Genomic DNA, 16,136 nt, shown 5'->3' with positions numbered 1-16,136 from the left:
CATCTCGGGCTACCCGCGTGTCACCTCATGTCACACGCCCGGGGCCGTTATCGCCGAGCCCTTACCGAGGGGGCCGCACCGAGGAGATGCGGAGTGGGTGGATCTACTCCACCGTGACGCTCTTGGCCAGGTTGCGGGGCTTGTCGACGTCCCGGCCCAGCGCCACGGCCGCGTGGTAGGCGAAGAGCTGGAGCGGGATCGTCAGCAGGATCGGGTCCAGCTCGATCTCGTTGCGCGGCACCACGACGCAGTCGTCGGCCAGCTTGGGGTCGGCGGCGCGGTGCCCGACCATGAGCACCCGCCCGCCCCGGGCACGGATCTCGCCCAGCGTGGTGAGGTTCTTGTCGAGCAGCTCGTCGTCGGGGACGATCGCCACCGTGGGCATCCCCGGGCCGATCAGCGCCAGCGGCCCGTGCTTGAGCTCGCTGGCCGGGTACGCCTCGGCGTGGACGTAGGAGATCTCCTTGAGCTTCTGCGCGCCTTCTCGGGCCACCGGGTAGCCCCGGACCCGGCCGACGAACATCATGCTCGGCACCTCGGCGTACTTCTCCGCCAGCTCCTTGATCTGCGGCTCCAGCGCGAGGATCTCCTTGATCTGGTCGGGCAGCCTGCGCAGGCCCTCGCAGATGCGGCGGCCGTCGGCCGGCGAGAGGTCGCGCACCCGGCCCAGGTGCAGCGCGAGCAGGGCGAAGGCCACGGCGGTCGAGGTGAACGCCTTCGTGCTCGCCACCGAGACCTCGGGCCCGGCGTGCAGGTAGACGCCGCCGTCGCACTCGCGGGCGATGGCGCTGCCCACGGTGTTGACGATGCCGAGCACCCGGCCGCCCTTGCGCTTGAGCTCCTGGACCGCGGCGAGGGTGTCGTAGGTCTCCCCCGACTGGCTGATGGCCACGTAGAGGGTGTCGGCCTCCACGACCGGGCCGCGGTAGCGGAACTCGCTGGCCGGCTCCGCGTCGGCCGGGATGCGCGCCAGCTCTTCGATGAGCTGGGCGCCGATCTGCCCCGAGTAGTACGCGGAGCCGCAGCCGATGATCTTCACCCGGCGGAACGAGCGGGTCTCCCGCGCGTCCATGTTGAGCCCGCCGAGGTGGGCGATGTGGAAGCGGTCGTCCAGGCGCCCGCGGAGCGTCCTGGCCAGCGTCTCGGGCTGCTCGGAGATCTCCTTGAGCAGGTAGTGCTCGTAGCCGCCGGTGTCGTAGTGACCGGCCTCCCAGTCGACGGTCAGCGGCTCCTTGGCCGTCTCCCGGGCGTCGCTGGCGAAGGTGTTGAACCCGTCGGCCTTCAGCACCGCGATCTCGCCGTCCTCCAGGTGGACCACCTGACGGGTGTAGCGGACCAGGGCGGCCACGTCGGAGGCGGCGAACATCTCCTTCTCGCCGATGCCCAGCACGATCGGGCTGCCGTTGCGGGCGACGACCACCTCGCCGGGACGCTCGGCGTCGAGCACCGCGACGCCGTAGGTGCCGACGACCCGCTTGAGCGCCACCCGGACCGCCTCCACGAGGGAGTCGGCCTCCTTGACCGTGCGGGCGATCAGGTGGGACAGCACCTCGGTGTCGGTCTCGGACACGAAGACCGCGCCGTCGGCCTCCAGCTTGACGCGCAGCTCGTCGGCGTTCTCGATGATGCCGTTGTGCACGACCGCGATGCGCTCGTCCCCCGAGAGGTGCGGGTGGGCGTTGACGTCGCTCGGCGCGCCGTGGGTGGCCCAGCGGGTGTGGCCGATGCCCAACCCGCCCTTGAACCGCGCGGGCACGACCGCCGCCAGGTCGGCCACCCGGCCCTTGACCTTGCGCAGCTTCAGGCCCTTGTTGGAGACCACCAGCCCGGCCGAGTCGTACCCCCGGTACTCAAGGCGCTGCAACCCCTCCAGCAGGATGGGCGCCGCGTCCTTCGGCCCGACGTAGGCCACGATTCCGCACATCTGACAGCTCCTTCTACCCGTGTTACCCGTAGACGATCCGGCGCAGCTGGCGCAGGGAGAGTTCCGGTGCCGCGACACGGCGGAGCGCGAGCTCCGCGGCCACCCTGGGGAAGATCTCGTCGTTGATCAGGCCCCTCGCCCTCAGCTCCGTGTGACGCCGCCGGACGAAGTCCTCGACCGGCTCGGAGAAGTAGGCCAGCACGTCCGCCACGACCCGCGCCGCCTCTCCCGGGCCGAGCGCGCTCGTGCGGGTCAGATGGGCGATGAGGTCCTCGTGGGGATGCCGTGCCGTGGACACAGAGCAGGACCATACGCAAACCGAAGGGAGATCACCAAGTTTTCTGCCCGTTTTCGGGCAAGAGCGCGCTTCGACCCAGCAATCCGACACCGGATGGCGACAATCAGTAATCTCAACATCACCTTGAGTGGCCGATCGGGGGAAGGACCACTATGCGTCATCTGTCAGGGATCGCAGCCGTCGCCGTGCTCACGGCGCTGGTCCCGGCCGCCCTGGGAGGGGCCGCCTCCGCCGAACGGCCCGACCGGCCGGGGCACGCCGGCCGGTCGGGAAGGCCGGGGAACCCGGCGCCGCCGCAGCCCGGCGGACGCGAGCAGCCCGGGAGACAGGCGGGGCCCGGTGAACCCGCCGTACTCCGGAGACAGGCGGGGCCCGGGAGACAAGCGGACTTCGCCGGGGCTGCACGGGAGTACGGGGTGCCGGAGAGCGTGCTGCTGGCGGTCTCCTACCTGGAGTCCCGGTGGGACGGCAACGCCGGGCTGCCCAGCGTCTCGGCGGGTTACGGACCGATGCACCTCGTCGACGGCCGGGCCGAGCCGGGCCGCCCGCACGGGGCGGGAGAGGACCGGCGCGGAGACGAGACCCGGCCGCACGTGGCGCGCGTCCCGCGCACGGCGGTGACACCGCCGGAGGACACCCTGGGACGCGCCGCCGAGCTGACCGGCATCCCGGCCGAGGTGCTGCGCGAGGACCCGTCCGCCAACATCCGCGGCGGCGCCGCGCTGCTCGCCGACTACCAGCGGCGCACCGGCGGAAGGACCGGCGGCGGCCCGGCACGCTGGTACGACGCCGTGGCACGCTACTCCGGCGTCCACGCCGGCACCACCGCCCCTCCCCCGCCCGCCCCGCACGAACGGCGCGCGGACGCGGCGCGGCACGGCTACGCGGCCGACCTGAGCCTGGCCCGCACGAAGGCCGCGCGGTCCTTCGCCGACGAGGTCTTCGCGACGATCCGGTCCGGGGCCGCGCGGGTGACCGACGACGGCGAGCAGGTCTCGCTCCCGGCGACCCCGGACCTGCCCGTGCCCCGCGACCGCACGGCCCGGCGCCGCGCGGCGGCCGGCCCCGACTGCCCGGCGGACGTCTCCTGCACGTGGATCCCCGCCACGTACAAACGCCTCAAGAAGGGCGGGTACGGCAACCACGACCGGTTCGACGGCGACCGCCCGATCGACTACATCGTCATCCACGACGGGGAGACGACGTACGACGTCATGACCCGCCTGGCCAAGAACCCCTCCTACCTGAGCTGGCACTTCACCCTCCGCTCCAGCGACGGCCACATCGCCCAGCACCTGCGGGCGCGTGACATCGGCTGGCACGCGGGCAACTGGTACGTCAACTCCCGTTCCATCGGCCTGGAGCACGAGGGCTACCTGGCCAAGGGCGGCGCCTGGTTCACCGAGGCGATGTACCGCTCGTCGGCCAGGCTGGTCCGCCACCTCGCGGCCGAGTACGACATCCCCCTGGACCGGTCGCACATCCTCGGCCACGACAACGTGCCGGGGCCCACCCCGGACACCGTGCGCGGCATGCACGACGACCCCGGCCCCTACTGGGACTGGGACCACTACTTCGAGCTGCTCGGCGAGCCGTTCGACGCCCCGGAGGTCAGGCTGGTGAGCGGGCCGGGCCGGACACCGGCGGAGGAGGAGACCGTCCGCTCGGTGCTGATCAGACCGGAGTACGCCACCAACGCCCCCGGCTTCACCGGCTGCAAGGGGGGCTGCCCCCGCCTGGGCGGCGCGTCGGTCTGGCTGCGCACCCGCCCCTCCGCCACCGCCCCGCTGGTGAAGGACGTCGGCAAACACGCCGGCGGCGGCTCCAGTTACAGCGTCTACGACCACGCCGCCCGCGCCTCCACCGGCCAGCGTTACGCGTTCGCCGAGCGCAGGGGCGACTGGACCGCGATCTGGTACCTGGGACAGAAGGCGTGGTTCCTCGACCCGGAGGACGCCCGTACGTCCGTGACCGCCTCCGGCCCTCTGGTGACGCCCAGGCCGGGCCTCTCCTCGGTGAAGGTCTATGGCAGGGCCTACCCGGAGAAGGCCGCCTACCCCGAGGGCGTCCCGGTGCAGGAGCAGGCCCCGTTGCAGTACTCGATGCCCGCCGGGCAGGCCTATAGCGTCGGCATGACCGTCCGCTCCTCCTATCTCCGGGCGGCCGGCTTCGACCCGGCCGGGCACCGGATCGTCCGGGGTGCGACCCGGTACCGGCAGATCCAGTTCGGGCACCGGATCATGTACGTCCGGGCCGCCGACGTCAGGCTGCTTCCCGGCTGAAGATCCTCCGGTTGCGCGCATCCACCCCGGGGAGGCGCTAGAGTTTTCCACGTGTCCCGGAGCAGGTGGCCGGGTGACACGCGGAAGTGGCTCAGTGGTAGAGCATCACCTTGCCAAGGTGAGGGTCGCGGGTTCGAATCCCGTCTTCCGCTCCAGCAGGTCCTCGCGGGCCTGTCTGGTGGAGTGGCCGAGAGGCGAGGCAACGGCCTGCAAAGCCGTCTACACGGGTTCAAATCCCGTCTCCACCTCAGTGCACGACCGTCGGACCTTCCGGGATCCGGTAAGGTAGTGCAGGCGCCGAGGGGAAACCCGAAGCACACGCGGAAGTGGCTCAGTGGTAGAGCATCACCTTGCCAAGGTGAGGGTCGCGGGTTCGAATCCCGTCTTCCGCTCTGGTTCACCCGAGGACGATTAGCTCAGCGGGAGAGCGCTTCCCTGACACGGAAGAGGTCACTGGTTCAATCCCAGTATCGTCCACTCGAGAAATCCCAGGCCGCGGCCTGGGATTTTCCTTTTCCCGCCCGTTCCCTCGCGGCTCCGCCGCGTCCCTGTGCGCCGCACCCTTCCCGGGAGGGTCGAGCCCTCGCCGCCCGCGCCGATTCCCGCCCGGCCGTTCACGCTCTCCCGGACCGCTCCACCGGCGGCGGGAGGGGACCGCAGAGGAGCCGGGCCGCCTCGCAAAACATTACGATCATCTTTTTGCCCTCCGGTTCGGGCGAGCAAAGAGGCACCATAGGAGGACGCATAACCTTAAACCAGGTTAATCGCTATGCTCTTGATCCACGCTGAAGGGGGCGAGCCTGTGCAACGCGTGGTGGTCGACCCGGAGGTGCCCGCGGACGTCGCCGATCTTCTTCGCCGGAACGGGCCGTTGCTGTACCGCTTCCGGACCGGGCGGACCCCACGGGCGACCGACGGCCCGCGGATCCCCAGGCCGCTGCTGGGTGTCTTCGGCGCCACGACGGGGCTCGGCGCGCTCGCCGCCGTCCCCCTCGCCGTACCGGCCCCGGGGGTGGCGGCCTTCCTGTTCGGCAGCATGGTCAGCGTGTACGGCACCATCCTCAGCGTGGTGTACATCGCCAGGAAGCCCTCGCCGATCGACTCCGAGGAGAACGTCCTGTACCGCCACTCGCAGCAGTGGCAGGGGCACTACCTGATCCTGGAGGACTTCGACTACGGCGCCAGGAACCTGCTCGGCCGGGTTCAGCGGGCGATCGACTTCATCGTCCATTCGCGGGTCAACGCGCTGGGCATGCTCGACAGGGTGCGCAACGCGGTGATGCTGCCGGCCGAGGAGTGGGAGATCGCCCGGCTGCTGACCAAGCTCTCGGCGCTGCGGGCCAAGCACCGCAACCTCGCCCGGGGCGGCAGAAGCCCTGAGGTGACCGCCGCGATGGTCCCGTTGGAACGTGCCCTGAGCGCCAGCGAGGCCGCCGTCGTGGCCCGGGTGGAGGCCCTGGAACGCTACGCCGGGCACGTGGCGGAGGCGGAGAAGGCGCTGCGCGCTCAGAGCCAGCTCGACGTGCTCCGGCAGCACCTGCCCGAGTATGAGCAGCTCGTCGCGGAGACGGGTGCGGCGCGATTCTCCGCACCGGAGATCGGTTACCTGAGCGACGACGCCGAGACGCTCAGGCGGGCGCTGCGCGACAGCTTCCACTCGGCGCACGAGGCGTTCCGTCACCTGGACGGCCCTCCCCCGCCGCGCGACGCGCCTCTCGCGCCGGGAGACCACCGGAACGGGTCTCCCCCGCTCGGGGACCACCGGGACGCGCCTCCCGCTCCCGGGGACCACCGGAACGGGTCTTCCGCCGCGGACCGCGGCGACAGGCCCACCACACCGCCCGGAGACTGCCGAGGCGAGCCTTCGTGAGGCGTAGGTGACGTGACGCGGGCGTGACACCACCGGGTCTCCGTCCGCCGTAGTCCCGGTGGCGGACGGCCTCCGGTCCGGAACGCTCTTGTCACCGCCTCCGAAGAAGGCGAGGATGGCCCGCGTTCTCTGGAGGTAACATGCGGGTCCGCCTGGACGTCACCCTGGGCGTCGTCGTGCTGGTCGACGTGTTGCGGGTCTTCCTGCCGTCGATGATCACGCTTTTCGGCCGGGCGGGCAGCACCCCCGCCGAGCTGATGGGCCTGTACGCCCTGTCCTGGTTCGTCCTGGCCTTCCTCGCGGTACCGCTGGCCCGGCGCGTCCGGCCCTCGTCGACGGCCCTCGGCGCCGGGGTGCTGCTGCTCCTGGCCCGGCTGGGGCTGCAACTGACCGACGGTGGCGGCCCGCAGCTGTACGTGGCGAGCGCCGGGCTGCTGGCCGGGCTGGTCTGGCTGGTGGCGACCGCGATGGGCAGCCGGGACGCCCGGCCCGTGACGGCGGGTGTGATCACCGGTCTGGCGGTCGCCACGGTGGTCCACACGGCACTGGACGGCATCGACCTGATGTGGCGCCCGGGACCGTTGCCGTGGCTGCTGCTGGCGGCGGAGCTGGCGCTGTTCGGCTGGGCCCTGAACCGGGCCGCGACCTCCGGGGAGGCAGCCGCGTCCCAGGGGGAGGAACGTTCCGGCGCGCCGCGCGCCTGGCTGGCGATCGGCCCGGCCGTGCTGCTGTGGGGCCTCTACACGGGCAACGCCGCGCACGCCCAGGCGGCGACCGTCTCGGCCCAGCAGGCGGCGGCCGTTGGGGTGGCGATGTTCGCGGTGCTGTCGGCGGCACCTGCCGCGGTGCCGTTCCTGCGGCGTCCGCTGCTGCCCGCGGTCGCCCTGGTGGGGTCCGCGGTGGCCCTCACCCTGGGCAGGGTCACCGTGGACGGGATCCACGGTGTGGCGCCCGTATGGACGATCGCCGCGCAGTTCGTCGGCCAGGTCGCGCTGGCGGCCTGCCTGGCGCACGCCGCGACCGTCCCGGGCCCCGACCGTCCGGTCCGCCGGGGCCTGGCCGCGGCCGGGGGCATGTTGCTGTTCGTCGTACTCGTCTTCGGCTACTACGCGGCCTACGACCTCTACCTGCCCAACCAGTGGGTGCCGGTGACCGCGGCGCTGGTGGTCGCGGCCGTGGGGCTCGCCGGGACGGGCCTGCCGCGCGTCTCCCCCGGCCGCGGGTTCTTCGCCGCCGCCGCGGCGGCCGTCGCCCTGGTGGCGGCCGTGCCGCTGTGGCAGGGCGAGCGGCCCCGCTGGCAGCCGGCGGGTGACGGGCTGCGGATCGCGGCGTACAACATCCGGATGGGGTTCGGCGAGTCCGGCAGGCTCTCGCTGGAGCAGCAGGCCGACACGCTCAGGGCGATGCGGCCGCACGTGGTGGTGCTCGGTGAGGCCGACCGGGGCTGGCTGCTCAACGGCGGCCACGACGGGGTCCGGCTGATCGCCGAGCGGCTGGGCATGCACTACATCTGGGCCCCGGCCGCCGACGAGGTGTGGGGGGACGCGCTGCTCACCAACCTGCCGATCACGTCCATCCGCAACCACGTGCTCGTCCGGGGCGGCCCGACCGGCGCGCAGGCGCTGGAGGTGGGCCTGCGCTGGCGGGGGCGGCCGATCACCGTGATCGGCACCCACCTGCAGCCGCCGCCCGGCTGGCGCGAGCTCGGCCAGGTCGAGCAGCTCGGCCGGATCGTCCGGGACGCGGCCGGAGGCGGTGACCCGGTGATCGTGGCCGGTGACCTCAACCTGGAGCCAGGCGACCGGGCCTGGCAGGTGCTGCTGGGCTCGGGCCTGACCGACCCCGCCGCCCCGGTCAGGCCCTTCACCACCGTCCCGGGCGGTGACCGCCCGGTCGAGCAGATCGACCACGTGCTCGTCACCCCGGGTTTCACCGGTGCGGACCACGCCAACCCCGATGTCCCGCACTCCGACCACCGCCCGATCGCGGTCACCCTGGTGCCGGAGCCTGACCGGCCCCCCGGCGGGTAGTGTCCGCCGTATGACGGGACGACCGGTGCTGCTCTTCGACGGCGACTGCGGTTTCTGCACGGCGAGTGTCCGGTTCGCCGAACGACGGATCGGGGTCCGCGCCCGGGTCGCCCCCTGGCAGTGCGAGGACCTGGCCGCGCTGGGCACCACGCGGGAACGGGCCGAGCGTGAAGTGCTCTGGATCGAGGGCGGCCGGGTGCGCGGCGGGGCCCAGGCGGTGGCCGCGCTGCTGCGCGCCGCCGGTCTTCCGTGGAGCCCGCTGGGGTTCGCGCTGCGCGTCCCGCCGCTGCGATGGGTGGCGCAGGGGGTGTACCGGCTCGTCGCCGTCAACCGGCACCGCCTGCCCGGCGGCACCCCCGCCTGCGCGGCGCGGCCGGGACCCGCTGATCAGAGCGGCACGGCGTAGATCGCCCGGCGGCCGACGAACTCGGTCACGCTCCACAGCGTCCCGCTGTCGCGCACGCAGGTCAGGTCCTCCGGGCCCACCGGGTAGGGGCGCCTGCGCGTCGTGTCGCCCACGACGACGAGGGCGCCGTTCCTGGTCGAGCCCCCGGTCTGGCTGAGGTACCAGGTGCCCCGGTGGGAGAGCGCTCCTTGGACCCGGTCCACCGGGAGCCGGTAGGCGTCCACGGCCCGCGCGGTGCCGCCGCCGGCGTCCAGGCCGCCCCCGGCGGTCAGCGGCCAGCGGGCCACCCGGCCCACGGCGCCGGGCTCGTCGACGTACTCGCCGGAGATCAGAGTGTGGCGCTCGGTGCTGCGGTCGACGGCGACGAAGGAGAAGCGGGCCGAGCCGCCTCCGGCGGTGGTCCAGGCGTCGGTCTGCGGCATCACGTAGCGGTAGCCGAAGGCGTGGTAGGAGCCGCCCTTCCTGCCGATCGCGTCGTCGTCGTCCCCGTTCACCTCGAAGATCTGCCGGGTGTCGAAGACGCGCAGACCGCGGGTGGTGTCGGCGACGTAGAGCAGGTCTCCGTACCAGGCGACGCCTCCGGCGTGGATGTTGACCGGCGCGATGTCCCCGCCGGGGAGGGCCCGCACGAGCAGGACGTGACGGTAGCGCAGCGTCGCCGGGTCGAGGAAGGTCAGGCGCACGCCCCGCTCCGCGCCCGAGGACGGCTTGTGGTACCAGCTCACCACGAACGCGTCCCCGCCGCCTCCCGCGTCGGAGGCGGAGCTCAGCCCCTGGGGGTACCACTCCCTGGTGGTGTTGTCGCCGGTGTTGAAGGAGTACCAGTCGACCGGTCCGGGCTTCATCCCGGCGAACGCTCCGGCTCCCGCCCGCCCCTTCCTGACCGCGACGCGGTTGGCCTCGGCCAGGACGGTGCCGAGCGTCACCCGCGGGAGCTCCTTCTCGAGGATCCGGATGCCGGCTGCGAGGTCACCGCCGTTCCGCGTCAAACCGAATGGTTCAACCGGTACGGCCGTCATCGCGCTCATCGATCCTCCTCGTCGGGTCCCACCGGTTTCGGCGGAGAAGATGCGGAGTTCATGAGTATGCCGCGATTCAAATACGTCTGTTGTGATACCGACCATGTGAGCGTTTTCCTGTAGAGCTCCTCCCTCGGGGTGATGATCCCACGGCACGTGCCGGATCACGGTCGGGTCGCGGAGAGACCCGGCGGGTGTGTCGCCGTGTCGCGGATGAAGGTGTGTCGCCGTGTCGCCGGTAAAGGTGTGTCGCGGGTGAATGGGAGCGGCCCGCCGGGAGCCGATTCGGCTCCCGGCGGGCCGGATGTCCGCGGGTTCCCGCCAGAGGTGACGGAAACCCGCGGAGTCGTCGGTCGCGGCCAGTCGTGGCTAGTCGCGGCCGCTGATTCGGACGGTGCCGGTCACGGCCGGCGCCGGGCCGGTGCGCTGGTTGTCGTAGACCAGCCCACCGTCCTTGCCCCACACCCTCAACCGCAACCGGTCACCGTCGGCCGCCTTGCCCGCGTCGACGGCCGTCACCTCGAAGGTGACCTCGGTGGCGTCGTTGACCCGGCCCCTGCCCCGCAGGGTCGCCGTACCGTCCGCGGCGACGAGCACCGTGTACGCGGTGTGCCGCAGCCGGAACCCCGGCGCGTCGTAGCGCAGCTCACCGACGGGCACGCTGCCCTTCTTACCCCGGTAGGAAGCCGTGACGGCCAGGCTCGCCTCACCCTTCTTCTCACACGCCGCAACCAGCCGGCACGAGTGCGCGGGCGAGACCGTCTTGCCGGTGCCGGTCAGCGCCACCTTGGGCCCGGCAGCGGCCCCCTTGCCCACCGCCGGCGCGGCAGCGGAGGCCGACCCGGTGATGACATAGGGCACGTCCGCATCACCGGTGTCGCCCTTACTGTCGGTCACCCTCACCCAGGCGTACCCCTCGTCCACCGGTTCGTCGAAGGTCCTGGTCATCGTGACGGTCCCGCCGCCGGTCTGCCGGGTGACCTGCGCCACGGCCTCCTCACCGTCGCCCCAGTACGCCTTCACCGTGTGGGTGTCAGCGGGGTCGGTGTCGGTGAACGTCACCGTCAGGGTGAACGGCTCACCCGTCTTGCCCTGCAACGGGGCATCCGGGAGCTTGACCACCGGCACGGCGTTGGCCTCGGCGCCCCGACCGGTCAAAGTCACCACATAGGCGGGTTCGGTGCCGTCGGTGGTGAAGGTCAGCTTCCCTGCGGCCGACCCCACCTCGATCGGGGTGAACCACAACTGCACCGTGCACCCCGTGCCCGGAGCGAGCTTGTCCGGCTCCTTCGGGCAGGTGTTGGTCTGCGTGAACGGGCCCTCGGTCTTGACGGCCGCGATCGGCATGGGGTCGGTGCCGCGGTTGGTCAGCGTCACCTCGATGGGGTACTTGCTGGTCGACCCGACCCGGACCGGCTCGACCCAGTTGACGCCGGTCTTGTCCAGCGCGTGCTTGACCGTGGCGGTGGCCTCAGCCTGGTTGTTGCCGGGCTGAGGGTCGGCCACCTCCAGGCTGTAGGCCCGCGCCTGCGCGGTGAGCCTGGTGTCGGCGGCGGTACCGGCCGGGATGGTGGCGCTCACCTTCACGGTGGCGCTCACGCCCGGCTCCAGCACCTTGACCGTGTTGCGGAACCCGCCCTTGATCGCGGCGCACAACCCCCGCCCGGTCTCACACACCGCACCGGTGACGGTCCCGGGGATGAACACGTCCAGCCGCACGTCGGTGGCGGCGTCATCGCCGGTGTTGGTCACCGTGGCACTCCAGGTGACCTTCGCCCCCGGCGCCGGCTCGGCGGCCGACACCGTGTGCGTGACCTTCAGGTCGGTGCGGGCGGTGGTCGGGGTCAGCAGGAACGCCCGGCTCACCTGGGTGAACCCGCCCGCCTCCACCGGTGCGGGCTCGCGCACGAGGCCCTGCACCAGGATCTGCCCCGATTCGTTGACGTCCAGCACGTTGCCGATGCCCACGCACGGCTGGGTCGTCTGCCGGCCGTCTCGCGGGCACCCCGGCCGCGACAGCACACCCGACAGCGGGTACTTCACCCCGTCGATCCACATCACCGGCGGCTTCTGCACGTTGATCGCGTCATCCGGCTCGGACCCGACGATCACCCCGTGGTCGTTGACCCCGGTCGCCTCACCGGCCCCCAGATCGGTCGCGACGCCGTCGCGCCAGACGTAGGCGCGCTTGGTCCGCGTGTTCTCGTAGCGGCCACAGCGCAGCGTGCCGACCACCAGGCCGGTGTCGTTGAGATCGGAGGCCCGCCCGCCCGTGGTGGCGCACCCCTCGACCGTACCGGGCAGCTTGGTCAGCACACCGTCGGCGTACAGCATCGGGCCGGTGTCACGGACGGTGCCGTCGGGCTCACGGCCCAAGGCGTAGCCGCCCGCGACCGCACCGCTCTCGTTGATCCGCGGCGGACGGATCTGGTTGTTCTCGTCGTGGTAGCTCAGACCGGACCCGGCGTAGTCGGCGGGCAGGGGAACCGCGATCCCCCGGTCCCAGATCACGCCTGCGGACCGGGTATGACCGAGCACCTGACCGGTGTCGTTCACGTCGAAAGCGCCCGCGCCGCCGTCACCCGGTTGCAGGTCGATGACCGAGCCGTCGGCGCGCCACACCAGAGCGCGCCCGGAGGTGCCGCCCGACGACGTGCTGCTCCACCCGGCCACGTCACCGGCCTCGTTGATGCCCAGGGCACCGCTCTCACAGGTGCCCGCACCGGCCGGGCAGGCCGAACCGCTCAGGTCGGTGACGGTGCCGTCCTGCCAGCGCACCGCGTGCCGCCGGCCGTCCTTGTCGGCCACCATGGCCGCGACCTGGCCGCGGTCGTTCAGCGCCGCCGCGTCGACCCGCTGCGGGTCCGCGCCGGGCAGGGTACCGATCTCGGTCACCTTGTAGGTGCCGAACCGGGCCTGCACCGTGTGCTCACCGTCCATGACGACGGTCAACGCACCCGGGCCCCGCTTCTTGCCGTCGACGGTCCACCCGATCGGGACCCGCCCGGCCTCGGGAGTCGCGGTCAGCGTCACCTTCGTCCCGACCCGGTACTTCTCCTGCGCCGGCGACGCCGACACCGACCCGCCCGGCGTGGCCGACAGCTTCAGCTCGAACTCCCGCAGATCCGGCTTCTTGACCTCCACGGTGTCGTTCGCGGTTCGCAGGCCCTTGGCCGTCTCGGCCTTCACCACCACGCTGTAGAAGCCGTCGGGCAGTTCCTCGGTCGTCGCGGCGTACACCCCGTCGCCTTCGGCGCCGTCGTCGGACAGCGTCAGCTCATGCTGGGCGCCGTCCTTGACCGCCAGAGTCAGGGTCGCCTTCACCGTAGCCCCGGTGACCGGCTTGCCGTCGTCGGTGACCGTCGCCGACACCTTCACCCGGCCCTCGTCGCCGGTCTGCTCGACCGTGGCCGCGGCCTTCACCGGGGTGCCGGCGATCCACGCGCTCAGGTTGGCGGTGACCGGTTCCGTGCCGGTGTTGGTGATCTCCAGCTTCCACGCCCCGGCCTGCGGCGTGGCCACGTTCAGCCCCTGGATGACCTCCTTGGCCGCGTCACTGCCCGCCGCGTACTGCGCGGCCGGCTGCCCGGCCGGGTCGCGCAGCAGCAGCCCCACCGTCTCCGGCAGCGCGTCCACCACCCCGAACCGGGTGCCCGCCGGAACCTCCAGCGGCACGACCGCGGTCTTGCCCGCCTCCACCGTCGCCGACGGCGTGGCGAACACCGACACCGCGTCGTCGTCGGCCGGCGTGGCCTCCCCGTCGGCCGCCGCGGCGCCGTTCTCCTTCGCCTTCACTCCGGCGCCCTTCGCCAGGCCGGACGCCTGGCCGTGCGGGAAACCGGCGATCTCCTCCACGACATAGGAATCGAAGGTCGTCTCCTGGTCGAGCAGTTGCAGGTGCTTCAGGGAGGTGGTGTACCTGTTCTCGGACCGGTGCTCCGCGCTCTTCCGCGTGACGACGCCGTCTCCGTCCTCCCAGGGCGGGATGGCGACGTACACCGGCGTCCCTATACCGGCCAGGGTGGAGAGCCGCGCACCCTTCAACTTTGTGTGAACCGGGTCGAACTTTTCTTTCATGAATCCCGTGGTGAGATGGTAGAGAGCCGGCCACCATGACCGTGGGAAGCCCATTTTGGTTCGTCCCACCAAGAGCGCGTCCGCCCACAGCGACCCCAGGTTCGGAGCGCCGATCTGCATCAGATGGCGCACCGGCGGATACCCGCCCACCGACTCCGGCATCATGGTGTCGATCACGAGCCGGCCGATGATCCCGCCCATGGAGAACCCGATGTAGTCGACGTGCCAGGCACCCGTTCTCTCCTGCACCTTGCGGGTGTAATCCCATGCCTGACGGGCGTTGGCCACCAGGTCCAGGGTGGGGGCGGTGTAGTCGATCGGGTGGCCGGTGTTCATCTCACCGGGGACCTGCCCGTCGCCGACCGCGAACACCAGCTCCTTGTACAGGTCGCTCTGGTTGGCGAAGAACTGCTTGAAGCCGTCGAACGCCGCGGCGTCGCTCCTGAAGCCGTGCAGCATGACCACGGGCGTCGGCCGGACGACGACCGGCTGGGTGCGGGTGGCCTGCACCGCGCCGTCGGCGGCGACGACATCGGCGACCACGGCGCGGTCCGACCGCGCCATGCCCTGATGCCAGGCGAACCCCGTGGTGTCCCAGGTCACCCGCTTGGTCACGGTGCTGCCGGGAGGGATTGTCACGTCGAACGTTCCATCCGGCAAGGCCTTGCCGGACACCTTCTCGCGCAGCACGAGCTTCCTGCGCGCGGGATAGACCAGGTCGGGGTTGTTGACCGAGACGGTGACCTCGACCCAGTTGCCGTCGATCGCCCCCTTCTCCGGTATGTCCACCCATGACCCGGAGGGGTAGACCTGCGTCTGAAGGCTGAGCGAGGTGATGATGGGTTTCTTGACGCCCAGGTCGAGCAGGAAGGCGTGGTCCCACGTCGTCTGCTTGCCCCACCGGCCGATCACGGCGATCTGGCCCAGGTCGTTGATACCGGTGGCGTGCCTGAGGGTCACGTCGTAGCCCGCCGCCCGCACCAGGTCGGTCAGGTCGATCCCCTTGCCGTCCACGTACAGCGCGGCTCGCGGCGCGTCGTCGGCGGCCTTCATCATCCCGACGCCGACACCGGCGTTGTTGATCGCGTTCACTGTGCCGCCGCGATCAGCCGGGGTCTTCATCACCGTGGCATCGCCGTCCTCATCCCAGATGAGGGGACGGTGAACGTCGTTCGCGTCCGTCCCGGCGCCGGCCACCTGTCCATGGTCGTTGACATCGGTGGCCAGGGTTTCACCGACGAAGTTCAGGCTGTCCTTCGTGGGGTCGAGACGCTTGCCGGGCTCGGTCCGGAAGGCACGGAACTTCTCGATGTCCCGATCGGGGTCCATGTCGGCCATGCCGACGACCGCACCGGCTTCGTTCAGCGCGTAGGTCTCTATGGCCTGATCGGTGAACGCCTCGAGCCGCAGAACGGAACCGTCGGGATCACGGATCCATTCGAAGCCCGCGATCTGCCCCCGATTGTTGATCCCGCTGCCGTAGAGCAGGCCCAGTCGGGTCGCCTTGCCGTCCTTGTAGATGAAGGTGTCGGCATAGGGCACTCCACCCTGGGAGGCGACGCGGCCGATCACCGTGCCGTCGTCGTTGACGTCCAGGGCGTGGCTTCCCTTACCCGGGTTGCCGAGAGCCGTGTGGATGTCCACAGGGGACCCGGCGGAGAACAGCACGGCATTGTCCATACCGGTGTCCGCGTTCCGGACATAGCCGGCGATCTGGCCTTTGCTGTTGATCCTTCCGAGGTGGCCGTCGGAGGTGTTGAGGGCGCCGAGGTGGGTGAGCTTGAGCCCGTCGGGTTCCTCCGCGATCTTGGAGGACGGGGAGGGTGACGGTGCGGGTGCGGCGGCCGCCGGCGCGGGCAGGGCGAGAGAGCCGAGCGCCGCGACGAGTGCGGGAACCGCTATCCGCCGCGCGGAGGCGCGGCCGAATAACCAGGACAAGGAAGGATCTCCGGAGCAGGGGCCGCGCACCGGGCGCGGCACGGAAACAAGGGGAAGGTGGCATGCCCCCGGGACAAGGGGCGCCGTGGCCGGCCGATCCGGCGTGACGGAACAGACGCACGCCTTCGTGAGGTCCGATGGATCCTCGGCCGGGCGTTCGCGTCCTTCTCAGCGATACGGGGCGCGGCGACGACTCGGGCCCACCGCGGCGCGGCGAGACGTCTCCGCTTCTGCACAGCACCGGTACGGGTGCGCTGTATAAGCGATATCAATCCCTTTGGGTGCTACATAG

The 16,136-nt window shown here is 71.4% G+C and carries 8 protein-coding genes and 4 tRNA genes; 8 read left to right on the top strand and 4 right to left on the bottom strand.

From position 1 onward, the window contains the following. Positions 1–103: 103 nt before the first annotated feature. Together glmS and F4562_RS28725 are read right to left on the bottom strand one after the other, a co-directional pair. Positions 104–1,924 carry a glutamine--fructose-6-phosphate transaminase (isomerizing) gene (glmS, locus tag F4562_RS28730; RefSeq protein WP_184541337.1) on the bottom strand — a complete coding sequence of 607 codons (1,821 nt, stop codon included), beginning with the start codon at positions 1,922–1,924 and terminating at the stop codon, positions 104–106. A 22-nt stretch (positions 1,925–1,946) separates the two neighbouring features. Next, positions 1,947–2,222, bottom strand: coding sequence for a hypothetical protein (locus F4562_RS28725; protein ID WP_184541338.1), 276 nt, complete (start codon positions 2,220–2,222; stop codon positions 1,947–1,949). A 152-nt stretch (positions 2,223–2,374) separates the two neighbouring features. Between F4562_RS28725 and F4562_RS28720 the strand changes: the two genes are divergently transcribed. From F4562_RS28720 to F4562_RS28685, 8 genes are all read left to right on the top strand, one after another. Then, the gene (locus tag F4562_RS28720; RefSeq protein WP_184541339.1) at positions 2,375–4,504 is read left to right on the top strand and encodes a peptidoglycan recognition protein family protein; all 2,130 of its coding nucleotides are present in this window, start codon (positions 2,375–2,377) and stop codon (positions 4,502–4,504) included. Positions 4,505–4,584: 80 nt separating this feature from the next. Continuing rightward, positions 4,585–4,659: transfer RNA gene (locus F4562_RS28715), tRNA-Gly, on the top strand. A gap of 22 nt (positions 4,660–4,681) precedes the next feature. Beyond that, positions 4,682–4,752, top strand: a tRNA-Cys gene (locus F4562_RS28710). Positions 4,753–4,824: 72 nt separating this feature from the next. Further along, positions 4,825–4,896: transfer RNA gene (locus tag F4562_RS28705), tRNA-Gly, on the top strand. Positions 4,897–4,909: 13 nt separating this feature from the next. Continuing rightward, positions 4,910–4,981, top strand: a tRNA-Val gene (locus F4562_RS28700). Between the two features lie 325 nt (positions 4,982–5,306). Then, positions 5,307–6,374 carry a hypothetical protein gene (locus tag F4562_RS28695; protein ID WP_184541340.1) on the top strand — a complete coding sequence of 356 codons (1,068 nt, stop codon included), beginning with the start codon at positions 5,307–5,309 and terminating at the stop codon, positions 6,372–6,374. Between the two features lie 140 nt (positions 6,375–6,514). Beyond that, the gene (locus F4562_RS28690) at positions 6,515–8,404 is read left to right on the top strand and encodes an endonuclease/exonuclease/phosphatase family protein (RefSeq protein WP_184541341.1); all 1,890 of its coding nucleotides are present in this window, start codon (positions 6,515–6,517) and stop codon (positions 8,402–8,404) included. Positions 8,405–8,414: 10 nt separating this feature from the next. Then, positions 8,415–8,810, top strand: coding sequence for a thiol-disulfide oxidoreductase DCC family protein (locus F4562_RS28685; RefSeq protein ID WP_184541342.1), 396 nt, complete (start codon positions 8,415–8,417; stop codon positions 8,808–8,810). Here F4562_RS28685 and F4562_RS28680 read toward each other — a convergent pair. Next, positions 8,792–9,736, bottom strand: a complete 945-nt coding sequence (locus tag F4562_RS28680; RefSeq protein WP_184541343.1) for a hypothetical protein — start codon at positions 9,734–9,736, stop codon at positions 8,792–8,794. The genes F4562_RS28685 and F4562_RS28680 overlap by 19 nt on opposite strands. Before the next feature lie 462 nt (positions 9,737–10,198). After that, on the bottom strand, positions 10,199–15,844 hold the full coding sequence (locus F4562_RS28675; protein WP_184541344.1) for a CARDB domain-containing protein: 5,646 nt from the start codon (positions 15,842–15,844) through the stop codon (positions 10,199–10,201). Positions 15,845–16,136: the final 292 nt, after the last annotated feature.

This window comes from Streptosporangium becharense (assembly GCF_014204985.1).
GTDB lineage: Bacteria > Actinomycetota > Actinomycetes > Streptosporangiales > Streptosporangiaceae > Streptosporangium > Streptosporangium becharense.
Note: the sequence above shows the minus strand (reverse complement) of the source record. Positions and strands in the feature narration are given on the sequence as shown.

Bases quoted from the DNA above. Each gene is read 5' to 3' on its own strand.
- glmS (WP_184541337.1), bottom strand. From the start codon at position 1,924: ATGTGCGGAATCGTGGCCTACGTCGGGCCGAAGGACGCGGCGCCCATC.
- F4562_RS28720 (WP_184541339.1), top strand. From the start codon at position 2,375: ATGCGTCATCTGTCAGGGATCGCAGCCGTCGCCGTGCTCACGGCGCTG.
- F4562_RS28690 (WP_184541341.1), top strand. From the start codon at position 6,515: ATGCGGGTCCGCCTGGACGTCACCCTGGGCGTCGTCGTGCTGGTCGAC.
- F4562_RS28685 (WP_184541342.1), top strand. From the start codon at position 8,415: ATGACGGGACGACCGGTGCTGCTCTTCGACGGCGACTGCGGTTTCTGC.